The following is a 20555-nucleotide window of genomic DNA, read 5'->3' as shown; positions in this document are numbered from 1 at the left end:
CGTGTTCCTCAGCCGTGCGCCACTCATTCCGAAGAATGCGTTCGACTTGCATGCATTAGGCACGCCGCCAGCGTTCGTCCTGAGCCAGGATCAAACTCGCCGACAAGTGACCGAAGTCACTGCGTGTACTTCTTGTTTAAAGAGCCGAAGTACGGTGGCTCCGTTTTGTTGGTAGATCAACCACCAACGGATTGACGGTGACAAAAAAGAAAATATTGATGCATGGAATGTGCTGCGGACGCAGCACCCATCAGTTGGAAAGGTGCAATTTTGGCGATAAAAAATCCGCTGATGCCAGATGGCCATCGGAGCGGAGCAGTATCATCAAATGTGTGATGTTGAGCAAACATCGTGCTGTCGGTCAACAGCCTGAGGATTCTACCACAGCCATTCGTTTGTGTCAAATCGAGCGCTGCGGGCGATTTTCTCAGTTGTGAGTGTCCTGTCTGGCGAACCAGACGCTTCGTTGACAGCCCGGGGATTCTACCGCAGATTGGCGGCGTTGTCAAATGCCACATTCCTGATCCACGCGCGCATGAACGGACGGAACCGCGAAGGGCACGAAGGGCACGAAGATGAGGCTTCTGACTTCTGACTTCTGACTTCTGACTTCTGACTTCTGACTTCTGACTTCTGACTTCTGACTTCTGACTTCTGACTTCTGACTTCTGACTTCTGACTTCTGACTTTTGACTTTTGACTTCTGACTTCTGACTTCCTATAACGGCCATGCTGCTTTGACTAAGGCTGGCAGGATGATGCCGCTCGCACCCCGCAAACAACATTCAAAGGTATCGGAAAGATAGGTCTGATCAGTGTTGATTTCAATCCCATAAGCTCCATGCTCAATCGCAGTCACTGGCAACGTGGCAGCTGGTGGCACTAAGCCCGATGTGCCAATCGAAAATACCACGTCTGCTTGAATACAGGCAGCTTTGGCATGATTAAAGGTTTTGGTCGGCAAGACTTCGCCAAACCAGACAATATCAGGCCGCAACAAGGCGCGACAGCGCGGACAGCGCGGCACACCTATTTCGTCGGCTGGCAACCAAGCCGATTCTTCGATTACGACATGCTCTTTGGAGCATTTGACGCGGCCAATGTTGCCATGAAGCTCTAAGACATTGGTCGAGCCAGCTCGTTGATGCAAGCTATCAACATTTTGGGTTATCAAGGTCAACTGTGGCACACGCTCGGCCATTTTTACTAGGGCATAATGACCAGCATTCGGGCTAGCTTGGGCAACCAGCTCCCGCCGATAGCCATACCAGTCCCAAACCAACTTGGGATTACGCTCAAAGGCTTCGGGTGTGGCTAAATCTTCGGGCTTCATCCGCGCCCAGAAGCCAGTTTGGGCATCACGAAAGGTTGGAATTCCGCTCTCTGCCGAGATTCCAGAACCAGTTAAAATCGCGATCCGTTCTGCTTGACGTAGACGTTGCAAAATTTCTTCGGGGAATTTGGCCATAATCAACTCCTCTCTCAATCTGCTTATTCGAAAACTGCAACCAATTGGGGCAACAGCTCAGAGAGCGTGCCATGCAAGGTGTGATCGGTAAAAAAACCAAAGGTCGAGGGCTGGCGATTAATTTCAATCACCGTTGCCCCATTGCGTTTGGCATGCAATGGCAATGAAGCAGCTGGCTGCACCACCGACTCGGTGCCAATACACAGAAACACATCGCAAACTGTTGCTTGATCGGCTTCGCGCAGGCGTTCGCGCGACACACCTTCGCCATACAACACCACATCTGGGCGTAAATAACCACCAGTCCGTGGGCAGCGCGGCGGAATTTCGTTCTCATCCCACGAATCGACCAAGCCGCCATCTTCGTAGGAGCGCATGCGAGCCAAATTGCCATGCAATTCGATCAACTCGCGGCTACCAGCCCGCCAATGCAAGCCATCGGTGGCTTGGGTAATGAGTTTAAACTTGGGCACAAGTTGCTCTAAATCAACCAAGGCATAATGCGCTGCACTTGGCTCGGCAGCCTGAGCTAAGCTGCGGCGATAAGCGAACCATTCCCAAACTAAGCGTGGATTGCGCAAAAATGCCTCAACCGTTGCCAACTCCTGCGGCTCATAGCCAGCCCAACGTTCTTCGCGTTGCTGCGCCTCGCGAAAACTCGGAATCCCACATTCTTGAGCCAAGCCGCCACCAGTCAGCACCGTAATTGATTGGGCATTGCGTAAGCGTTGCAACAAAACGTCTGGCAAATCGAACACGCTCAAGGGGTTTCCTCCTGCTGCAAAAGATCACGCGAAATCCAACCGGTCATCGCTTGACCATCTTTTTCAAACACAATATTGATCCAGACAATGCCACCTTGGGTCACAATTGCATTGGGATCGGGCGCAACGACACGGGTATTCGCCGGAATTGACATGATGATGTTGCTACCATCATTTTTATATTCGGCGGTCGAACGCACGTTGCTTTCTTGCAAGGTCTTGAAAATTAACTCGCCAGTTGTCGTTGGCAGATCTGGCTCGTCTGGCTTGACCGTCGGTTGCGGCTTACCCATATTCAGGCTATCAATCCAGCCAGTAATTCGGCGGCCTTGATAATCGTTAATTTCGATTTTGGCCCAACCATTGCTGGTCATATTCGTTGCTGGATCGCGAATGATCACTTCGGTGTTGCGCGGCAAGGTCACTACCAAGGCGCTATTGCGATCTTGATTGGTGTACACTGGCGTATTATCTTGAATGATCACATAGGTTTCGCTTTGGGTGCCAGGCAGCAAGTTACAGGCCCAGCTTGGAATATAGCCACAAGCCCAAGTTTTGGCAGCCCCGCTCAGCAGCCAATTGCGGCCAAAGGTAAAGCCCCAAACACAGCCAACCACTAATAAGGTGATTAATGTGAGGCCAAATGCTCGCCGCCAGATGAAATTCAAACAACCACGGCGATAGGTTTCACGCCGAATTTCGCTGCGCAATTCACTACGCAATTCTTCGCGGCTAATTCCTTGTTGCACTGGCGGAGCTGGTTGCGGCGCATAATATTGAGCTGGTGGCTGTTGCACCGCTTGTTGTTGAATTGGTGGCGGCGCTTGGCGCGGTGGCATCATCGGCTTGGGCGGCGCAACATTCCAATTTGGCGCAGCGCTGGCCGATGGAGCTTGGCGTGGCGGTGGCGTGGGCGTTGGTTGAGTGCGCCGTTGGGTCAAATTTTGGCGCATATCGCGCATGGTGTCGCGCAGCGCTGGCAATGGTCGCACTAATTGCTTAGTCGGCGCATCAGCAGCAGAATCAACCGCCGCTAAATCACGGGCCAAGGCAGCCACCGTCGCCGTGCGTTGATTAGGATCTTTGGCAGTCGCCACGTGCAGCGCTGCCACCAAGGATGGCACAAAACCATTAACTTGTTGATAAATCGATGGCAGATCTTTGTTGGTTGCATCAGGTGTGATGCCAGTCAACAGTTCGTAGCCTAGCAAGCCAAGGCTATAGACCACCGAACGCTCATCAGGTGCGCCACCATTCAAGCGTTCTGGCGCACGATAGGCCTGCATATCAGCCCGTAATTCTTCGTTGCTCAGCCACCAAGGCTCGATTAACACTGCCCGATCGGTGCTGGTAAGCAAAATCGCGCGCGAGCCAATCGGCGGCGTAGGCGTTTGGGTGGTAATCGTAATCGAAACCGCCCCAACCACTTGGCGCAGCACCTCCAGCGCTCGCTCGGCAGATAACGGCAAGCGATCGCGCAACAATTCGCCATCGACATCCTCGGTAATCATATAGGGTCGATTACCAACCTCGCCATTATCATAGACATCGAGCAAGCCAGGATGGGTGCGTTTAGCAAGCCCTTGGGCTTCATCATTAAAGCGCTTGCGTAATTGAGCGTTTTCTAACAAGTCGGGGCGCAGCAGATGGACTAAAACTGAACGACTCAGCCGTTCGTCGGTTGCCCGAAACACCAATGCCAAGCGATTCTCGCCCAAACGGGCTTGAACGCGATAGCGATTGTGGAGTAATGGTGTTGAAGGAGCAGCAGGTTGCGTCATAAATTATATTCACCTTGCAACGCCGAGCAGATCTCGACACTACGCCAAGGGCTACGGTTTGACCGCAATAACTAACTCATAAGCATCAGCTTGCCAAGGCCGAATTTCACAATCGCAGCAGCCAAAATGTTGTAATAATTGCTGCAATTGTTGGGCTGTCCAAGCTTTGCCTGGCAACCAACGGGCATGCCGTGGTGTCCAAGTGCTGATGATTAATGTACCTTCTGGTTGTAAAACCCGCCACATTTCAGCGATTGCCCGCCGTGGACGGGGAAAATATTCCAACGCTTCTAAACATGTTACCACGCCAAAGCTTTGATCAGGCCAGCGTTGTAATTGATCGCCGCTGCCTTCGTGCCATTGGATGCGTTCAGCAAGTCCTGCTTGTTGGGCTTTGTGTTTGGCTTGCGCCAACATCGCCGCCGTCAGATCAAGCCCATGAATCGCGCCACGAAACCACGCTTCGCGGGCAATCAATAAGGGCACCCGGCCAGTTCCAGTGCCAACATCAAGCGTCGCCGCTTGTGGCAAGGCCATCAAGGCTACGCGCAACGGCCCGCCAAGATGCACCTCGTCGTGGATTGTAACATTGCTACGCACCCGATCATAAATCGATGCACCGCGACTGTAAATCCAGCGCACAACCCCACGCCCAAAATAGCTGCCTTCGCCAATAATAATCAGCCAATACAGCAACCCGAGCAGAACAACGACACTACTTAGCAGCCAAATCCAAATCATAGGCCCGATTATAGCATAGCCCTCTTGTGGCTAGCAGCATTCGCAGTCTATAATCAGCTATTGGGCAAACAACCATCGCTGGTCGCAACGCCGCGACTAAGGAGCGTGTATGCACGAGCTTGTGAGCCACTTTGCAGCTTTTCGCCGTCAGATTGTTGGGATCGATCAGCATTTTATGACACCTTATGGCTCGCTGCCAATAGTCTACGCCGATTGGACAGCAAGCGGGCGTTTATATGCCCCAATTGAGCAGCAAATGTTGCAGGTTTTTGGGCCATTTGTCGGCAATACTCACTCTGAATCAAATGTCACTGGCACCTCGATGACCGAAGCCTACCATTTTGCCCAACGCTTGATCAAGCAGCATGTCAACGCCGCCAACGATGATGTGTTGATTTTGGCTGGCTCAGGCATGACCGCTGTGGTCAACAAGTTTCAGCGCATTTTGGGTTTGCGCATGCCTGAGCAATGGGCCGAGCAAATTAAATTCGCCAAACACGAGCGGCCTATCGTCTTCATCTCGCATATGGAGCACCATTCCAACCATACGTCGTGGCTCGAAACTATCGCCGAGGTTGTGGTTGTGCCGCCCGATGAGCAAGGCTTGATCGATCCAGCCAACTTGGATGCCTTGCTGCCAGCCTACGCCGAACGCAGGGTTAAAATCGGCGCCTTCACCGCCTGCTCGAATGTTACTGGCATTCGCACGCCCTACCACGAATTGGCCAAAGTAATGCACGCTCACGGCGGGGTTTGCTTCGTCGATTTTTCAGCTTCAGCACCCTATGTTGCCATTGATATGCACCCAACTGACCAAGCGGCGGCGCTTGATGCGATTTATTTCTCGCCGCATAAATGTTTGGGTGGCCCAGCCACGCCCGGCGTGTTGGTTTTCAGCAGCAAGCTCTATCACAATCGCGTGCCCGACCAACCAGGCGGTGGCACGGTCAATTGGACCAACCCATGGATGGGCCATAGCTTTGTGAGCGACATCGAGGCCCGCGAGGATGGTGGAACCCCAGCCTTTCTGCAAACCATCAAGGCCGCGTTGGCCTTGCAACTCAAGCAAACAATGGGCGTTGAGCAAATCGAAGCTCGAGAGGCCCAACTGACCCAGCGTTTATTCCAAGGTTTGCGCTCGATCCAGCGCTTGCACATTCTCGCCGATCATGTGGAACAACGACAGAGCATCTTTTCGTTTTATATTGAAAACCTGCACTACAATTTGGTTGTGCAGCTGCTTAACGATCGTTTTGGGGTCCAAGTGCGCGGCGGATGTTCATGCGCTGGAACCTATGGCCACTATCTGTTGCACGTCGATCCCCAGCGTTCCAAACGGATCACCGATCGGATTGATCAAGGCGATTTATCGGGCAAGCCTGGCTGGGTGCGCCTCTCAATTCATCCAACAACAACCGATGCTGAGGCCGAATATTTGATCGACGCACTTGATCAGGTGGTGCGCAACAGCGATAATTGGGCTAACGATTATCAGTATTCCAACAAAACCAACGAATGGCGGCATCGCCAACCAGTTCAACAAGATATAGGAGCGTGGTTTCAGTGTTGCGATTTGGTCGAGCATTAATCAAGTTTGGGCGCGGGCTACTTGGCTGGCTGGGCATTTTCAATCTGCTGAGCGCAATTGCGAATGCACCCAACCTTGGCTGGCTGGCCCAACGCCGCAACGACGGCCTACTTGGCGCGTTGCTGGCAGTTTGGGGCTGGCGCGGCGGGCGCTGGCGCTGGCTAAGTGTTTGGTTGGCAGTGCCAATTCAATTAGGCTTGGCCTCAGTGCGCAGTTTGTGGCATAACCCGCTACATAATTTTGCCGCTGGCTCAAGCAGCTGCGAGCCAATCAAAATTATGCTCGATTCAGGCCAGCATGTGCCTGGATTGTGGTATGCCAAATCGCATACCAATACCGCAATTCTCTATTTACACGGCGCTGGCAACGATAAAACCCGCTATGCGACCCGCGCCATCGACCAACTGCAACAGGCTGGGTTTAGCGTTTTGGCCATTGATCTAGCTGGCCAAGGCGAAAACCCGCGTACCTTGGATGTACCCGATAGCAACACCGATGTAGCTGCGGGAGTCGCTTGGCTGCGCCAACATGCTCAAAAGGTGGTTGTGGTTGCAGTAAGTTTGGGCGGTTGTATTGGCTCACGGGCGATTGCCGATGGAGTTGCAGTTGATGGTTTGGTGATTATTGGCTCGCCAGTTGTGCTTGATCTCGAGAGCAATCATTATATTCGCAGCGAAATACGTGCCTTCTTGCGTCCGTCATTCTGGCAATATCCCGACCGCATGACCTTGTTTCAGCTGTGGCAACAATGGCAAGCGCCGCCAATGCGGATCGCGATTGGCTTTAACCAACTTTTTCCAACCCTGAATCTGAATGATTCGCTCAGCCGCATTCGTGCGCCAATCTTGCTGGTTTATGGTCAGCGCGACCGCATTGCACCCTATCAGGCAGTTTTGAGCAACCTCGCGACCATTCCCGACGTAACATTGCAACTGATGCCTGGACACAGCCATCTGACCTTGCCAATGGAGAGCTTTCCGCTCAGCGCAATTACAACTTGGATTCACGAGAGAATCGAGTCGAGTGAAGGAGCAACCAATGTTTGACCTAGAAACGTGGCGCGCCGATATTTTGCAACGCCTGCGCCGCTTTGTGCGCGCCCCGCAAACCGAGATGGGCATTTATGGCACCGAACGCTTAACCTATTATCTGAGCAGTTTAGTGCTTGAGCCGTTTTTTCAGGCTTTCAGCAACCAGCCTTTGCGCGCCGTCGTTACCTTGGCGAATATCACCCAAACCACGGGCACCAACTTTCTGATTCACAACGCCAGCACCCTCCGCTATAGCCAACAACTGCTGTGGAGCGAGTTTGAACATTCGCCCAGTTTGCGCTTGGTGATTGAGCAAATTTTGCTCAAACTCGATGTGATTGAACATCTGCTGCATACGCTCGACGATGCAGAAGCTCAATGGTTGCGCCAAAGCTTGAGCGACGAGATTGAGCCATATCGGCGCAATGGCGAATTAACTGAATTGCGCCATGCGCTGAACGAAGTGCCATGGCAAACCCGCTATAGCACCGTGCGCTCGTTGCATACCCGCCGCGGCCACTACACTGGCAGCGATTGGCAATTAATTGAACAAGCCTTGAGCGATCGCGTGGCGATGGTACGCGCTGCGGGAGCACGCCAGCTTGGCCGCGCCCAAAGCCCACTTGCTAGCCATCTGCGCGAACGGCTCTTTCATGTTGCGTTGTATGATCGAGATTTGGGAGCACGCTATGCTGCTGCCCGATCAATTGGCACGCTGCGCAATCAATTGATCGATAGCATGAGCCGCGAATTACTCACCACCGCCTTGTTTCATGATGATAGTTTTGTGCGCTCGGCGGCATGTTTGGTGTTGGGCCAATTAGGCAGTGCGATGGTCACGCCCAGCATTTTAGATAGTCTGATTACGGTATTGCAGGATGCTGACCCCTATGCCCGCGAGGCGGCAGCCAATGCCCTGGCTGCCATGGGTCAAACGGCGGCAACTGCTGACGTATTGGCCGCACTGCGCACCGCCGTTTTAGATAGCGACCAATATGTGCATGAAGCAGCTCTAGGCGCAGTTACCGCGCTCAAAGATTAAACAAAAAAGGCCAGCGTTCAAACATGTTGAGCGCAGGCCTGCTGATTAACGAACCCCAATCAACTCCACATCGAAGATCAATTCTGCATTTGGTGGAATAACTCCAGGGTAGCCACGTTCGCCGTAGGCCAAATCGCCTGGAATGTATAATTTGCGCTTGCCACCAACATTCATCGTCGCTAAGCCTTCATCCCAGCCTTTGATCACTTGGCCAACGCCCAAAATGAATTCAAATGGCTCACCACGATCAACCGAGCTATCGAATTTGGTTCCATTGGTGAGCGTCCCTGTATAGTGAACAATCACCGTTTGGCCCGCTTTAGGTTGTGCGCCGGTTCCGACAACCTGTTCTTCGTAGCGTAAGCCCGATGGAGTTGTTTGCATCGAAAGAGCCTCCTCTGAGAATTATTGCGCTCATTATCAAGGAACATAGGAAAATTCGCAATTCAGGCTATAATAGAAACTAGCAAATTTGTACGCTTGGGTAGGAGTGCGCCGGATGTTGCCAGAGAAGCTGCGTGTTCGTAATTTTATGTGTTATCGCGACGATGTTCCAACCCTCGATTTAGAGGGAATTCACGTTGCATGTTTGTCGGGCGAGAATGGCGCAGGCAAATCGGCCTTACTCGATGCAATCACTTGGGCACTTTGGGGCAAAGCGCGCGTCTCATCAGACGACGAATTGATTGCGCTTGGCGCTCAAGAGATGGAAGTGGATTTACAATTTAGCGTTGCCAATAATCGCTATCGGGTGCTGCGCCGCCGTTCATCAGCCAAACGCGGCCAAACCATCCTCGAAGTGCAAATCGAAACCAATGGCGGCTGGCGCGCGATTTCTGGCAATAGCATTCGCGAAACCCAAGAGGTGATTCACGATGTGCTGCGCATGGAATACGATACCTTCATCAACAGCGCCTTCTTGGTGCAAGGCAAAGCCGATGAGTTTACCCGCAAAGCGCCTGCTGAACGCAAACGAGTGCTGGCCGAAATTTTAGGCTTAGATGATTATGACAAGCTGGAAGCGCGCGCCAAAGAGCAAGTGCGCTACTTCAGCGATCGGGCTCAAGGCCTTGAAGGCACCATCACCAGCTATCGCGAATGGGTCAACAAACGTGATTTTTACCTCAGCCAAGAGGCCGAAGCCCAACACCGGGTGCAGCAACTTGGCCAAGAAATCGAGCAAGCCAGCACAATTTTCGAGCAAGCAGATCAGCAACGCCGTGCCTTGGAAACTCGCAAAGCAGAACGCGACCGCGAACTTGGCCGCAGCCGCGACCTCGAACGCCAAATTACCGAAAGCGATGCAGATTATCGCCAACTTGCCCAAGATATTGGCGTGGCCCAAGCTATCGTTGAGCGCCAAAGCGAAATCGAAACCAATTTTCAAGCCTTAAAAACTGCCCGCGACGATCTCGTGGTGCTCGATCAATTGCGCGAACAAATCTTGCAACTCAACGATCAGCGCAAAGAACAATTGGCCTTGGTTGAGCGCGAAGAAGTTGCCTTGCAACATCAATTGCAACAACATCAGCGTGATCAGCAAACTAACGCCGAATTGATCGCTAATAAACCAAGCAAACAAGCAGATTTGGCTGCGCTCGCCGAGCAATTAGCCAGCTTCGCCGATGCTCAAGACCAGTTGCAGCAAGCCCGCAACCAACGCAGCGAACTCGAACAACAAAGCACCAATTTAACCCAATTGCACGTTGAAGTTCAACGCTTGCAAGGCCTCATCAATGTGCGCGGCGATTCACTGATTGCCGCCCGCGAAGAGCAAAATCGGCGCATTATCGAGGCCGACAACTTTTTGGCCAACGAATCGCGCTGGCGCAGCGAATTTGAAACCTCGATTGCCCAACAAAAAGCCCTGATTCGCGATGAGCGCAAATTACAAGAAATGCGTAGCCGCGACCAACAAGATGCCAAGCAACTTGGCGAACTTTCGGCCCAAGAAAGCAATTTGGAGCAATTAGGCAAGCAAATTAACGATAAAATCGTGCAATTGCAAGCAACCCACGATACCCATTGCCCACTCTGCCAGAGCGAGATTGGCCACCATGGCATTCAGCAGGTGATCGAGCAATACACTGTTGAGCGCGACGATATGCGCGCTCAATATCGTGAGGCCAAGCAAGCGCGCAAGCAACTAAGCAACGAATACGAAGCCCGCCAACGCGAAATTCAAGGCCTCGAGCGCAAGGTTGCCCAACTCAGCACTTTGGCGGCAACGGTTGGTCGCTTGGAAGGCCAACTTAGCGAAGCCCAAGAGCAGCGCAACAAACGGAGCGAAGCAGAAAGCACGCTGCGCGATTTGAATCAACGCATCGAACATGGCGATTTTGCCCACGAAGAACGCACAGCCTTGGCCCAAGCCCAAGCAGAAATCAGCGAACTGGGCATTGATCAACAAGCACTTGATGCGCAACGTCAAGCCAACAATCAATTAATTGCCCAACTTGAGCAACGTTTGGCCCAACGTGGCGCAATCGAGGCCAAAGCTGCGGTGCTGCACGAGCAACTTGAGCGGATTCAGGCCGCAGAAACCCAAAATGCAGCCTTGCATGAAACTATTTTGAGCTTGCAAGTGCAGCTTGATAGCCGCCAATTTGCCCAAGCCGCCCAACAACAAGCAGAGGCAATTTATCAGCAAATGGCCGATTTGGGCTATGCCTCGCAACGCCACCAAGAAGTGCGCGAAGCCGTTGCTAGCCTTGGCCATTGGGAAGGCGAATATCATCAACTGCGTTCAGCCCAAACCAACTTGGCCAATAACCAGCGTCAAGCCCAACGTCTGGCCGAGTTGATCGAACGCCAACGCCAAGATTTGGCTCAAGTTCAAGTCACCATTCAGCAACTCAACCAAGAGTTGGCTCAATTGCCAGCTGCCGTGCAAGCTGCCGAAACCGCTCAACGCACAATCAACGAGTTTCGTGGGCGCTTGGCTGTCGCTCAAAAAGATTTGGGTGCAGCCCAGCAAAACGTGCAGCATGTGGCCCAAGTCGCTGAGCAACTGGCCGATGCTGAAAAAGAATTGCTCAGGGTGCAAGAACAACGCGATATTCATAACGAATTGGTCAAAGCGTTTGGCAAAAAAGGCATTCAAGCAATGCTAATCGAAACCGCGATACCAGAGCTTGAGCGCGAAGCCAACGAACTACTCAGCCGCATGACCGACAATCAAATGCACTTGCGCTTTGAAACCCAACGCGAAACCAAAAAGGGCGATACCAGCGAAACCCTCGATATTCAAATTGCAGATGAACAAGGCACACGTCGCTACGATTTGTATAGCGGTGGCGAGGCCTTCCGGATCAATTTTGCAATTCGGATTGCCATGAGCAAAATGTTGGCCCGCCGCGCAGGAGCCAATTTGCAAACCTTGATTATCGACGAGGGTTTTGGCTCGCAAGATGGGCGCGGACGCGAGCGCTTGGTCGAAGCAATTACCCAAGTTCAAGCAGATTTCAACCGCATTTTGGTCATTACCCACATTCAAGAACTAAAGGATCAATTCCCAGTTCAAATCGAAATCACCAAGTATGATGATGGCTCGCGCTGGGCAGTCAATTAGCAAGAACAAAGAACATAGAGCATAGAATATAGCCAAGCTAATGGCTTCTCTGCGGCTCTGCGTTTAACATAGAAATCAATCGCATGCTAAAAATCGTCCTTCTCCAACTTCCGGTGCCAAGTAATCCGGCGGCCAATGTGCCGCTGGCAGCGGGCTACCTCAAAGCGTGGGCCTATCAGCAAGGCTTGCTTGAGCGCATGCAAATTGAGATTGTGCCGCGCGATATTGCTGATCGCGGCGGCGATGGCTTAATTTGCGATTGGATCAGCGCCCAAAATCCACATGTGTTAGGCATTTCGCTGTACACATGGAATAGCGAACGCTCCTTGCAGCTTGCAAGCCTGCTCAAACAAGCGTTGCCAAGCTTAATTGTGGTCGTTGGCGGCCCTGAAGTGCAGCGCAATAATGCTTGGGTTTTGGAGCATCCAGCGGTTGATATTGCGGTTGAGGGCGAGGGCGAGCAAACGTTTAGCGAATTATTGCTTGCACTCGAACATCAACAACAGCAAATTAACTTGCCAATGCATAATCAGGTTGCGTTGCCGTATCCCTTGGTTGCTGGCACATTGCAATATCAGGCTGGCCAATTGCATGCTGGCTTGCCTCGCCCAGCGATGGGCAGCCTTGATCCAATTCCATCGCCCTATTTGTTGGGCTTTTTGGAGCTGCGGGCTGGCGAAATTGCCTTTATCGAATGCTCGCGTTGGTGTCCCTATGGCTGTACATTTTGTTTGTATGGGCGCAATTTAGGCACAAAACTTGGCGGACGCATGTTTGGCAGCGAGCGGGTTTTGGCTGAAGTGGCGTGGGCACGGCAGCAGGGCGCCCGCGCAATTCACTTTGTCGAGGCCAATCTTAATTTATTGCCCAATTTTCGCGAATTGATGCGCGGCCTACACACGATCAACCAGCCGAATCCAACCCCAATTTATGCTGAATTACGTGGCGAGCATCTCAAGCCCGAAAGTGTTGAGGCCATGGTCCAAGCAGGCTTGACGGTGGCCGAAGTTGGCTTGCAAAGCGCCAATCGCACTGCTTTGCAAGCAGTTGGCCGCCGCACCGATCTTGATAAATGGGCCGAGGGCACACGCCGTTTGTATCAACATGGCGTGGCCGTGTTGCTCGATGTAATTTTGGGCTTGCCCGAAGATGATGCAGCCAGCACCCACGCCACAATCGAATGGATTCAACAGCAAGAACTTGGCGATTACGATATTTTTACCTTGCAAGTGTTGCCAGGCACTGGCGTGCGCAACGAAGCCGAACGCTTTGGCATGCAATTTCAAATGCGGCCACCCTATTACATTTTGGCCACCAACTGGCTTAACTACCAACAACTTCGTGCTTTGCGCTGGGATCTGCGCGAACAAGCAGGGCTTGATCCGTTGGCCATTGAAGGCATGCCCCAACCACCAAGCGACGTTTGGCTGCAAACCTGCGAGCAAGCAATTCGCGTCATCGATCAACCAATTCGCACAATCGTTTTAGATTGTGGGGCGGAATTAAGCTTGGAGCAATGGCAAGCACAGGGTCAAATCTATGCCCATCAGGTTGCCAGCCATGTCGTGGTTATAGCCAAACAGAGCGATTTGGCGGTGCTTGAAGCATTTTGTTGGCCGATTGCCCAAGCCAATCTTACAATTCACTGGGATATTGTGCTCGATCAGCCGCTTGCGCCCAACGCATTACGTCAACTTCAACAACGCTGGCCACACACAATTGGCTACCTCGACCGGATTGCAGTCTATCGGCGTTGGCAAGCAGAGCCAGATTGGGTCCAAGTGACGCCGCGTTGGTGGATTAACTGTAATTGGCAACAGCCGCTTGATCCCTTGAGCTATGAAGGCATTGCCGAGGTGGTTTGGCGTGTGCCTGCCGATCAAGCAAATACGGCGATTCCCGCGCTGAATCGGCGCGGCGGCACGGGAATTGTGCTTGAGGCTGAGCATTTTGTGCCAGCATGGCAGGAGCTTAGCGAGCATTTGCCAATTTTAGCGCCGCTAGCGGATAGTTAAAAATTAAAAACAAAACCCTCGCCCATGAAATATGGACGAGGGCGAAGCAACAGTAGCTAGCGACTTGCTATCGGCAAATAGATATTTTTGGTTTCAGCAAAGACTGCTACACCCAACGATGGCGTTGCGCCAACGTTGGTGAAATTGCCACCAACATACAAGTAATTGCGATCAACACTGAGCGAAGTCACGCGGCCATTGGGCTGGCTGGCTAAACCACGAAAATTCGCGCCATTAAAGCTTGCGATTGGGCCAGTTGCCACGCCGTCAATTGTGTTGAAATCGCCACCAAGATAAACTGAGCCATCATCACGCCCAGCTATGGCATAAATGCCACCATCGGCACTAGCCAGCTCGTTCACATTCCCAGCATTGTCAATCTCGTAGAGCTTACCAATGCTGCTTGCCATCAATAAGCGCTGATTCCACAGCAAAAATTGATAATCAGCATCAGGTAATTCTATAAACTTGAGAACTTCCCACGTTTGGTTATTCCAACGGCGAATTTCTATATAATCGGCGTTCATGTCAGGAATGACATCGATTGCATAGAAATGTTGGTTGAAGAAGAAAAGTTGATCAAAAGCATCAAACCATGCTGGTTGCAGCCGATGCTGCAAGTTTGTGCCATCGAATTCATAAATTCCAGTGATGGGCAGCGTGGCTTGTGGCTCGGCGAGATACGTGAACATTTGTGAGCCTGATTGATACCAAGGAGCCATACTCGGCAAATCAACCGCAATCGGGGTCAAGGCAGCGCCATCAAAGCGCCAAACTTTACTGGCTGGCTGAGCGTGAATAAATGCTTGTGGCTCATAGAAAAAGCTGAACAACTGATCGTTAACCCGCTGCAACTGCATCCCACCAAATGTATAGGTGCTGGTCGTTGCAAGGGTTTGCCAACTTGTGCCATTCCAACGCCGAATCGAGGCATCGGGGCCAGTTTGTTGTTTCTGATTAATCACAATCGGTCGGCCAGCATCGCCACTCAAAAAGCTTTGGTTATCAATCGCAAACAGGGTTGCCAAGCTTTGGGCTTGCGTGCCATTCCAAGCAATAATTTGGCTTGGATTGCCATTTAATTGAAAATTACCACCAAGATACAACGTTGAATTAGTGGCAGTAAGGGCCGTTAATGTATTAATCGTAAAGGGCAAATTTGGCGTTTGCCATTGATTATTTGTTAACTTCAATAATTGCTGATTGCTTTGAATATAGAGGTCTGAGCCAATTCCAACCAGGTTATCGATCGAATGGGTTAGCGAATTGCCAACACTAATCGCGTTCGTACCATTCAAACGATACAGCTGATAAGTATTGCTAGCTTGGCTATAACCAGCTAAATAGATTGTATTTTGAGCATTATAAACCGTAAAATAGGTATTCGTAATGCCTACATCAAATGGCTGCCACTGATTATTAACGAAGCGTGCTAAACGACTTGAAGTATCGCCAACCGCCGTAAAAATGCCACCTGCAATAAAGTCAGTGCCATTTGAAGCAAAACTATTAACCATCCACTCAAAATCAACAGTTTGCGACACGACTTCACCATTCCACTGGCCAATCCCGTAAGCCGGTCGGCCATCAAAATGGGTAAAATCGCCACCCACATACAACATACCGCCAAAACTCGCGAGCGCTGCAGCATAGGTTTCAGTCGGATATGGCGTTAAGTGCCCAGTCAGGCCAGTGCCAAGCGCTTGAAATTGGGTGCCATCCCAACGGGCAATATTATTGCGTGCCTGTTGTAAGCTACCAAAACTGCCAATCGCAAACAGGCTATTATCAAAACTCAAAACGTTGCGAATTTTGCCATTATCTGCTGGCTTCAAGCCATAACCATTCCAGCTTGTGCCATTCCAACGCGCCAAGCCATTAACTTCAGTTTGGTTGATATAATTAAAATCGCCAGCAACATATAAATTGTTGGCAGCATCAAGGCTCAACGAGTTGATCGTGCCAAGCTTGTGAAAACTATTACCCAGCGAGCTATCCCAGCTGCCATTAATTGGCGCTATGCTAGTAGGGTGCTGAGCCACAGCACTCAACCCGGTGCTCGCCATGAACACTATCATCACCAAGATTAGGCGAATGAGATTCCGAAAATGTTTGCTTCCCAACGCGAACTTCCTCCTACTACAACAGATAGAGGTTTTCACTATATACGAGCAAGCTCTTTTTGTGCGCACGATCTTGCAATAATCTAGCTAGCTAATGGCAAAAGGCAGAAGGATGAAGATCTGAGAACATAGGACTAGAGCATACCGTGCGCGGGAATGTGGCTCTTGGCTATGGGAACAAGAATCAAACAAATCTTCGCGTTCTTTGTGGTTGCTCCCCTTTGTGCTCTTCGTGTCCTTCGTGGATCAAGAGTTTAACGCAGCGGCGCAGAGCCATGAAATTATGAAGGATGAATTATGAAGGATGAAGCTCGATTATTCGTGCAATTCGTGGCTAAAACAGCCTTCGCGGTTTCCACGCTTCGTGCGCTTCGTGTCCTTCGTGGATCAAGAGTTTAACGCAGAGGATGGAGGGGGCGTGACTATTGGAACGATTTTGGAGCTTATAGAGATGCAGCAACGAACACCTGATATCGACCAAATTATGGTTATCATTGAACACCCTCATGGCACTATTGAAGCACCATTAACCGAATGGATGCGAATTGGTCCAAGTTCGCGGCCACTCCTCCGCCCAAGGGCAGCATATGATCAACGAACGGGCGCAAGCTTGCCGCTCAGCGTCATTCCCTTACAATATCGCAACACGTTCTTATCGCGACTGCTGGTTCGATTGAAGGTCTTGCCAACGCCTTGGCCAATCAATCATGATTGATTGTAAGAATGCGTCGCGGCTTCGACGGTTTGAGTTTAACGCAGAGGCGCAGAGCCATGAAATTATGAAGGATGAAGCTCGATTATTTGTACAATTCGTGCAATTCGTGGCTAAAAACAGCCTTCGCGGCATTTGCGCGCTTCGCGGTTTCCGTGCTTCGTGCCCTTCGTGCGCTTCGTGGATCAAAACTCGATCCCCAATATGGTATGATGACTGACGTTATCCGCGATTGAATGCCGCAGGAAGATACATGTCAAGCTCAAATCAGGCCACCCCCATCGAAATCTATCGCCAACGCAGCGCTAGCTATCAAACAGCATTAACCCAACTCCGCCAACGCTCAGATCGCTTTGCTAATTTGCGTTTGCTCTTATTTGGGGCTGCCTTGTTTGCAGTGATTTTTGGCTTTGCCAACGCCCCGTGGTGGTTTGGTGTAGCGGCAGCGTTGTTGATTGGCTTTGGTTGGGTGTTGATTCAGCATAATAGCGTTGAAGAACAACGCCAACGCACTGAAGCGCTGTATCAATTAAATCAATTTGGGGTGCTACGCTTAGAGCGCGATTGGGCTAATTTGCCCTTGCGCGAGCCAAGCCTTGCGATTCCAGCCGATTCCTACGCTAACGATTTAGATTTGGTTGGGCGAGCTTCGTTGCTGCATTTGCTTGGTCATTTGCCCACTGCCTTGGGCTTGGATACGCTGCTCACTTGGCTTTTGGCGCCTGCGCAACCAAACACAATTAAAGCGCGCCAACAGGCGCTTGCTGAGCTAGCCCAAAACGTGCAATTTCGCGAAGAATTACACGTGGCGGCGCATCTTGTCAGCGCCGAACGCCAAGATTTTGAGCAATTTTTGCTTTGGACAGAACAGCCAGCTCGCGTGCTCAGCCGCATGTGGGTGGTTTGGCTGGCCCGTTTGTTGCCAATTGGGCCAATTGCTGGCTTGGTCGCCTATTTGGCTGGCTGGACGAATGTGCCCTATTGGTTGATTTTATTTATTTTCAATATCATCGTGAGCAACGGCTTAGGCTTGTGGGCCAATCAGGTGATTATGGCGGTTAGTGCGCGGCGAAAAGGCTTTGCTGGTTTTGGTGCGCTGTTTCGGGCCATCAACGAGCCACAATTTCAAGCAGAATTGTTGCGCCAAGCTCAAAGCCAATTAACTGCCAACGGCGTGCGCGCCGATCAGCAAATGGCCCGTTTAAGTCGCTTGCTGAGCCTCGCCGATCAGCGATTTAGCTATTTTTATATTGTGCTGCAAGGCTTTAGCCTGTGGAATATTCACATTGGCTGGTTGTTGGAGCGCTGGCAACGCGACGTGCGCGGCCAAGCTCGCAACTGGCTCACAACCTTGGGCGAGGTTGAATCCTTGGCAGCGCTCGCCACCTTGCAGGCCGACCATCCAAGCTGGAGCCAAGCCCAAATTCTGACCAACGATCAGGTTGTCGCAACTGGCATGGCCCATCCATTGTTGCGCCCAGATAAAGCTGTGGCCAACGATTTGAGCATCGGGCCAGCAGGCACGCTATTTTTGATCACTGGCTCAAATATGGCTGGCAAAAGCACCTTGATGCGCGCCATCGGCCTGAATATTGTGCTAGCCCAAACTGGAAGCGTCGTCTGTGCCAGCAAGTTGTACCTGCCAGTCCTGCGCTTGGCCACCAGCATGCGGATCAATGACTCGCTTGAGCAAGGCGTTTCCTACTATATGGCCGAACTGCTGCGGCTCAAAATGGTCTTGAACGAGGTTGAGCAAGCGCGGGCTGCTGGCCAAAAAGCCTTGTTTTTGTTGGATGAAATTTTGCATGGCACCAACACCCGCGAGCGAACCGTTGCTGCGCGCCATATCATTGCCCGCTTGATTGGCTTGAGCGCAATTGGCGCGGTTTCAACTCACGATTTATCGCTGGCAACCGCTCCCGATATTGCTGCCATCAGCCAACCGTGGTATCTCACCGAGCACTTTGAGCGCGGCGAGAATGGCCCAAGTATGACCTTTGATTATCAATTGCGGGCTGGTTTAGCGCCAAGCACCAACGCGCTCAAATTAATGGAAATCGTAGGCTTAGTTGATCAGGACGTGCCACTGAGTGCCGCCACTAGCGAGTAGGTTTCGCATGCGCCGTTTGTTCGATATTCTGGCAATTTGTATTCTATTGGGCTATGCTTGGCTAGCAACCCGCAGCCAAGGCGGCGCTGATGATCCGGTGTGGCAACGGGCCAAGGCACGTGGGGTTTTGGTAGTTGGCACCGATTTCGGCTTTCTACCATTTGCCCAATTGGATGGTCAAACGCCAATCGGCTACGATGTCGATCTGGTTGAAGAATTGGCGCGGCGGCTGGATTTGCAGGTTGAGTGGCGACAAATTGGCTACGATGGCTTGTTTCCGGCAATCGATCCAGCCAATCCCAATCAAGTTGATCTGATTGCAGCGGGCATTATTCAGAATCCAGCTGAGGCGTGGCGCGCCCGTTATAGCCAAGCCTACCTCGATGGCGGTCAACAATTATTGGTCAGTAATACCAATCCAATCACCCAGCAAAGCCAATTAAGCGGCTTGATTGCGGTGCAACTTGGCTCTCCAGGCGAGAGCCTAGCCCGCCAATTGTTCAGCTCGCAACGCATCGCCAATAGCCCCTATACCGAAATCGCCGCCGCAGATCAGGTGGTGCGCGGTTTTGCTGATGGTGCAATTATTAGCAATTTAACGGCCCTAGAAACTAATAATCGTCAACAAACTCGCACCCTTGCCAGCCTCAGCTACGAGCCATTTGTGCTGGCGATGCCAATCACCGCCTACGAATTGCACAATCAAATTAACCGTGAGCTTGGCCAACTCCACGCCGAGGGCTGGATCGCCAAGCTCAATCAAAAATGGTTTCCCTAGCGCAAACGTGCCACAATTGTACTGACCCCAATCCCCAAAAAGAGAATCAGGCCAATTGTGAATCCAACCCAAAAAACCGCAGCTAAAATTGCTCCGACGGCAAACGAGCCAGCAGCAGCAATCTGCATAACCAAACCGCGTTTACGGGTGGCCCAATCGATCACCCGCATAATCAACTCGCCAATCACAGCGCCCATAAACAAGAAGAGAAATATCCCAAAAAAGCTACAAATATAGGCCCCAACCCCACCAAGCACCAAGCTAATTGCCCCAGCCTTAACTGCATCAAGCGGTTCAACTTGGTAAATTGGCGAACGGCGTTCTTTACGACATTCAGGGCAAATAAAGCCAACTGGTGTGCGTTCGCTACATTTCGAGCAAATTGGCCGGGCACATTGAATACAGCGTAAGCCAGTTTCGACCGTCGGGTGGCGATAGCAATAGAGCGTCTCGCTGGTGGGAGCCATCAACGGCGTTGGGTCGATCGGCGGCAGATTCACCGCTGGATGCGGATTGGCCGCGCCACTTTTGAGCGCCGCCAAAGCACCTTGAGCAGCAATATTTTCTGGTTCTAGCTTCAAGGCTTGCTCAAGCAATAAACGCCGCTCGTTAAAGGTGCCGACCACCTCGGCCAAGGCAAGCAACACATGAACATCATTCGGCGCAAGCCGATTGGCTTTGCGCAACGCATTGCGGGCCGCAGTTTTATCGCCGTGCTGAGCAGCCTCGCGTCCAGCGCTGAGTAACGTTCCTACATCATCAATTTGTTCAAGATCAAGCACAAAAATTCCCCTTTCATGGCCTCCACAACCATCCAGCGCACGAGTATCC

14 protein-coding genes, 1 rRNA gene and 1 pseudogene are annotated in these 20555 nt (G+C 51.6%); 8 read left to right on the top strand and 8 right to left on the bottom strand.

Going from position 1 to position 20555, the window contains the following annotated elements:
- The 5 genes from SE18_RS11280 to SE18_RS11260 form a co-directional block, all read right to left on the bottom strand.
- Positions 1 to 106 (bottom strand): 16S ribosomal RNA (locus tag SE18_RS11280); the annotation flags it as partial.
- Positions 107 to 718: 612 nt separating this feature from the next.
- On the bottom strand, positions 719 to 1468 hold the full coding sequence (locus SE18_RS11275) for an SIR2 family NAD-dependent protein deacylase (protein WP_054534562.1): 750 nt from the start codon (positions 1466 to 1468) through the stop codon (positions 719 to 721).
- A 23-nt stretch (positions 1469 to 1491) separates the two neighbouring features.
- Positions 1492 to 2226 carry an SIR2 family NAD-dependent protein deacylase gene (locus tag SE18_RS11270; RefSeq protein WP_054534565.1) on the bottom strand — a complete coding sequence of 245 codons (735 nt, stop codon included), beginning with the start codon at positions 2224 to 2226 and terminating at the stop codon, positions 1492 to 1494.
- Between the two features lie 2 nt (positions 2227 to 2228).
- On the bottom strand, positions 2229 to 4013 hold the full coding sequence (locus SE18_RS11265; protein ID WP_054534561.1) for a serine/threonine-protein kinase: 1785 nt from the start codon (positions 4011 to 4013) through the stop codon (positions 2229 to 2231).
- 51 nt (positions 4014 to 4064) lie between these two features.
- Complete coding sequence (locus SE18_RS11260; RefSeq protein ID WP_054534560.1) at positions 4065 to 4754, bottom strand: class I SAM-dependent methyltransferase; 690 nt, start codon at positions 4752 to 4754, stop codon at positions 4065 to 4067.
- A gap of 109 nt (positions 4755 to 4863) precedes the next feature.
- Here SE18_RS11260 and SE18_RS11255 point away from each other — a divergent pair, with 109 nt between their 5' ends.
- Genes SE18_RS11255 through SE18_RS11245 form a run of 3 tightly spaced genes read left to right on the top strand, consistent with a single transcriptional unit; the run spans position 4864 to position 8415 of the window.
- Positions 4864 to 6342, top strand: coding sequence for an aminotransferase class V-fold PLP-dependent enzyme (locus tag SE18_RS11255; protein ID WP_054534559.1), 1479 nt, complete (start codon positions 4864 to 4866; stop codon positions 6340 to 6342).
- Complete coding sequence (locus SE18_RS11250; RefSeq protein WP_054534558.1) at positions 6318 to 7388, top strand: alpha/beta hydrolase; 1071 nt, start codon at positions 6318 to 6320, stop codon at positions 7386 to 7388. Before SE18_RS11255 ends, SE18_RS11250 begins: the two co-directional genes overlap by 25 nt.
- On the top strand, positions 7381 to 8415 hold the full coding sequence (locus SE18_RS11245; protein ID WP_054534557.1) for a HEAT repeat domain-containing protein: 1035 nt from the start codon (positions 7381 to 7383) through the stop codon (positions 8413 to 8415). The genes SE18_RS11250 and SE18_RS11245 overlap by 8 nt, the downstream gene beginning before the upstream one ends.
- Positions 8416 to 8460: 45 nt before the next feature.
- On the opposite strand, the pseudogene SE18_RS11240 reads toward SE18_RS11245, so the two are convergent.
- Positions 8461 to 8793 (bottom strand): annotated as a pseudogene (locus SE18_RS11240) (FKBP-type peptidyl-prolyl cis-trans isomerase); the annotation flags it as partial.
- 121 nt (positions 8794 to 8914) lie between these two features.
- Here SE18_RS11240 and SE18_RS11235 point away from each other — a divergent pair.
- Complete coding sequence (locus tag SE18_RS11235; protein WP_054534555.1) at positions 8915 to 11986, top strand: AAA family ATPase; 3072 nt, start codon at positions 8915 to 8917, stop codon at positions 11984 to 11986.
- A gap of 83 nt (positions 11987 to 12069) precedes the next feature.
- Positions 12070 to 14001: a B12-binding domain-containing radical SAM protein gene (locus SE18_RS11230; RefSeq protein ID WP_054534554.1), complete on the top strand. Its 1932-nt coding sequence runs from the start codon at positions 12070 to 12072 to the stop codon at positions 13999 to 14001.
- Between the two features lie 56 nt (positions 14002 to 14057).
- Here the strand turns inward: SE18_RS11230 and SE18_RS11225 are convergent, their stop codons facing one another.
- Entirely contained in the window at positions 14058 to 16067 is a 2010-nt protein-coding gene (locus SE18_RS11225) for a hypothetical protein (RefSeq protein WP_054534553.1), read from the bottom strand.
- A gap of 508 nt (positions 16068 to 16575) precedes the next feature.
- Here SE18_RS11225 and SE18_RS11220 point away from each other — a divergent pair.
- From SE18_RS11220 to SE18_RS11210, 3 genes are all read left to right on the top strand, one after another.
- Entirely contained in the window at positions 16576 to 16839 is a 264-nt protein-coding gene (locus tag SE18_RS11220; RefSeq protein ID WP_054534552.1) for a hypothetical protein, read from the top strand.
- Between the two features lie 250 nt (positions 16840 to 17089).
- Positions 17090 to 18946, top strand: coding sequence for a MutS-related protein (locus SE18_RS11215; protein ID WP_054534551.1), 1857 nt, complete (start codon positions 17090 to 17092; stop codon positions 18944 to 18946).
- 7 nt (positions 18947 to 18953) lie between these two features.
- Positions 18954 to 19724, top strand: a complete 771-nt coding sequence (locus tag SE18_RS11210; protein WP_054534550.1) for an ABC transporter substrate-binding protein — start codon at positions 18954 to 18956, stop codon at positions 19722 to 19724.
- On the opposite strand, the gene SE18_RS11205 is transcribed toward SE18_RS11210, so the two are convergent.
- Positions 19721 to 20506, bottom strand: coding sequence for a tetratricopeptide repeat protein (locus tag SE18_RS11205; RefSeq protein WP_054534549.1), 786 nt, complete (start codon positions 20504 to 20506; stop codon positions 19721 to 19723). The two genes, SE18_RS11210 and SE18_RS11205, sit on opposite strands and share 4 nt — an antisense overlap.
- Positions 20507 to 20555: the final 49 nt, after the last annotated feature.

Origin of the sequence: Herpetosiphon geysericola, from assembly GCF_001306135.1 — a bacterium.
In the GTDB taxonomy this organism is placed as follows: Bacteria; Chloroflexota; Chloroflexia; order Chloroflexales; family Herpetosiphonaceae; genus Herpetosiphon; species Herpetosiphon geysericola.
The sequence above is the reverse complement of the archived record's forward strand: the minus strand, read 5'-3'. Positions and strand labels throughout refer to the sequence as shown.

What these genes read in the sequence shown, in the direction of transcription:
- SE18_RS11225 (WP_054534553.1), bottom strand. Translation starts at nt 16,067, where the DNA reads ATGGCGAGCACCGGGTTGAGTGCTGTGGCTCAGCACCCTACTAGCATA.
- SE18_RS11210 (WP_054534550.1), top strand. Translation starts at nt 18,954, where the DNA reads ATGCGCCGTTTGTTCGATATTCTGGCAATTTGTATTCTATTGGGCTAT.
- SE18_RS11265 (WP_054534561.1), bottom strand. Translation starts at nt 4,013, where the DNA reads ATGACGCAACCTGCTGCTCCTTCAACACCATTACTCCACAATCGCTAT.
- SE18_RS11220 (WP_054534552.1), top strand. Translation starts at nt 16,576, where the DNA reads ATGCAGCAACGAACACCTGATATCGACCAAATTATGGTTATCATTGAA.
- SE18_RS11235 (WP_054534555.1), top strand. Translation starts at nt 8,915, where the DNA reads ATGTTGCCAGAGAAGCTGCGTGTTCGTAATTTTATGTGTTATCGCGAC.
- SE18_RS11275 (WP_054534562.1), bottom strand. Translation starts at nt 1,468, where the DNA reads ATGGCCAAATTCCCCGAAGAAATTTTGCAACGTCTACGTCAAGCAGAA.
- SE18_RS11245 (WP_054534557.1), top strand. Translation starts at nt 7,381, where the DNA reads ATGTTTGACCTAGAAACGTGGCGCGCCGATATTTTGCAACGCCTGCGC.
- SE18_RS11230 (WP_054534554.1), top strand. Translation starts at nt 12,070, where the DNA reads ATGCTAAAAATCGTCCTTCTCCAACTTCCGGTGCCAAGTAATCCGGCG.
- SE18_RS11255 (WP_054534559.1), top strand. Translation starts at nt 4,864, where the DNA reads ATGCACGAGCTTGTGAGCCACTTTGCAGCTTTTCGCCGTCAGATTGTT.
- SE18_RS11260 (WP_054534560.1), bottom strand. Translation starts at nt 4,754, where the DNA reads ATGATTTGGATTTGGCTGCTAAGTAGTGTCGTTGTTCTGCTCGGGTTG.
- SE18_RS11215 (WP_054534551.1), top strand. Translation starts at nt 17,090, where the DNA reads ATGTCAAGCTCAAATCAGGCCACCCCCATCGAAATCTATCGCCAACGC.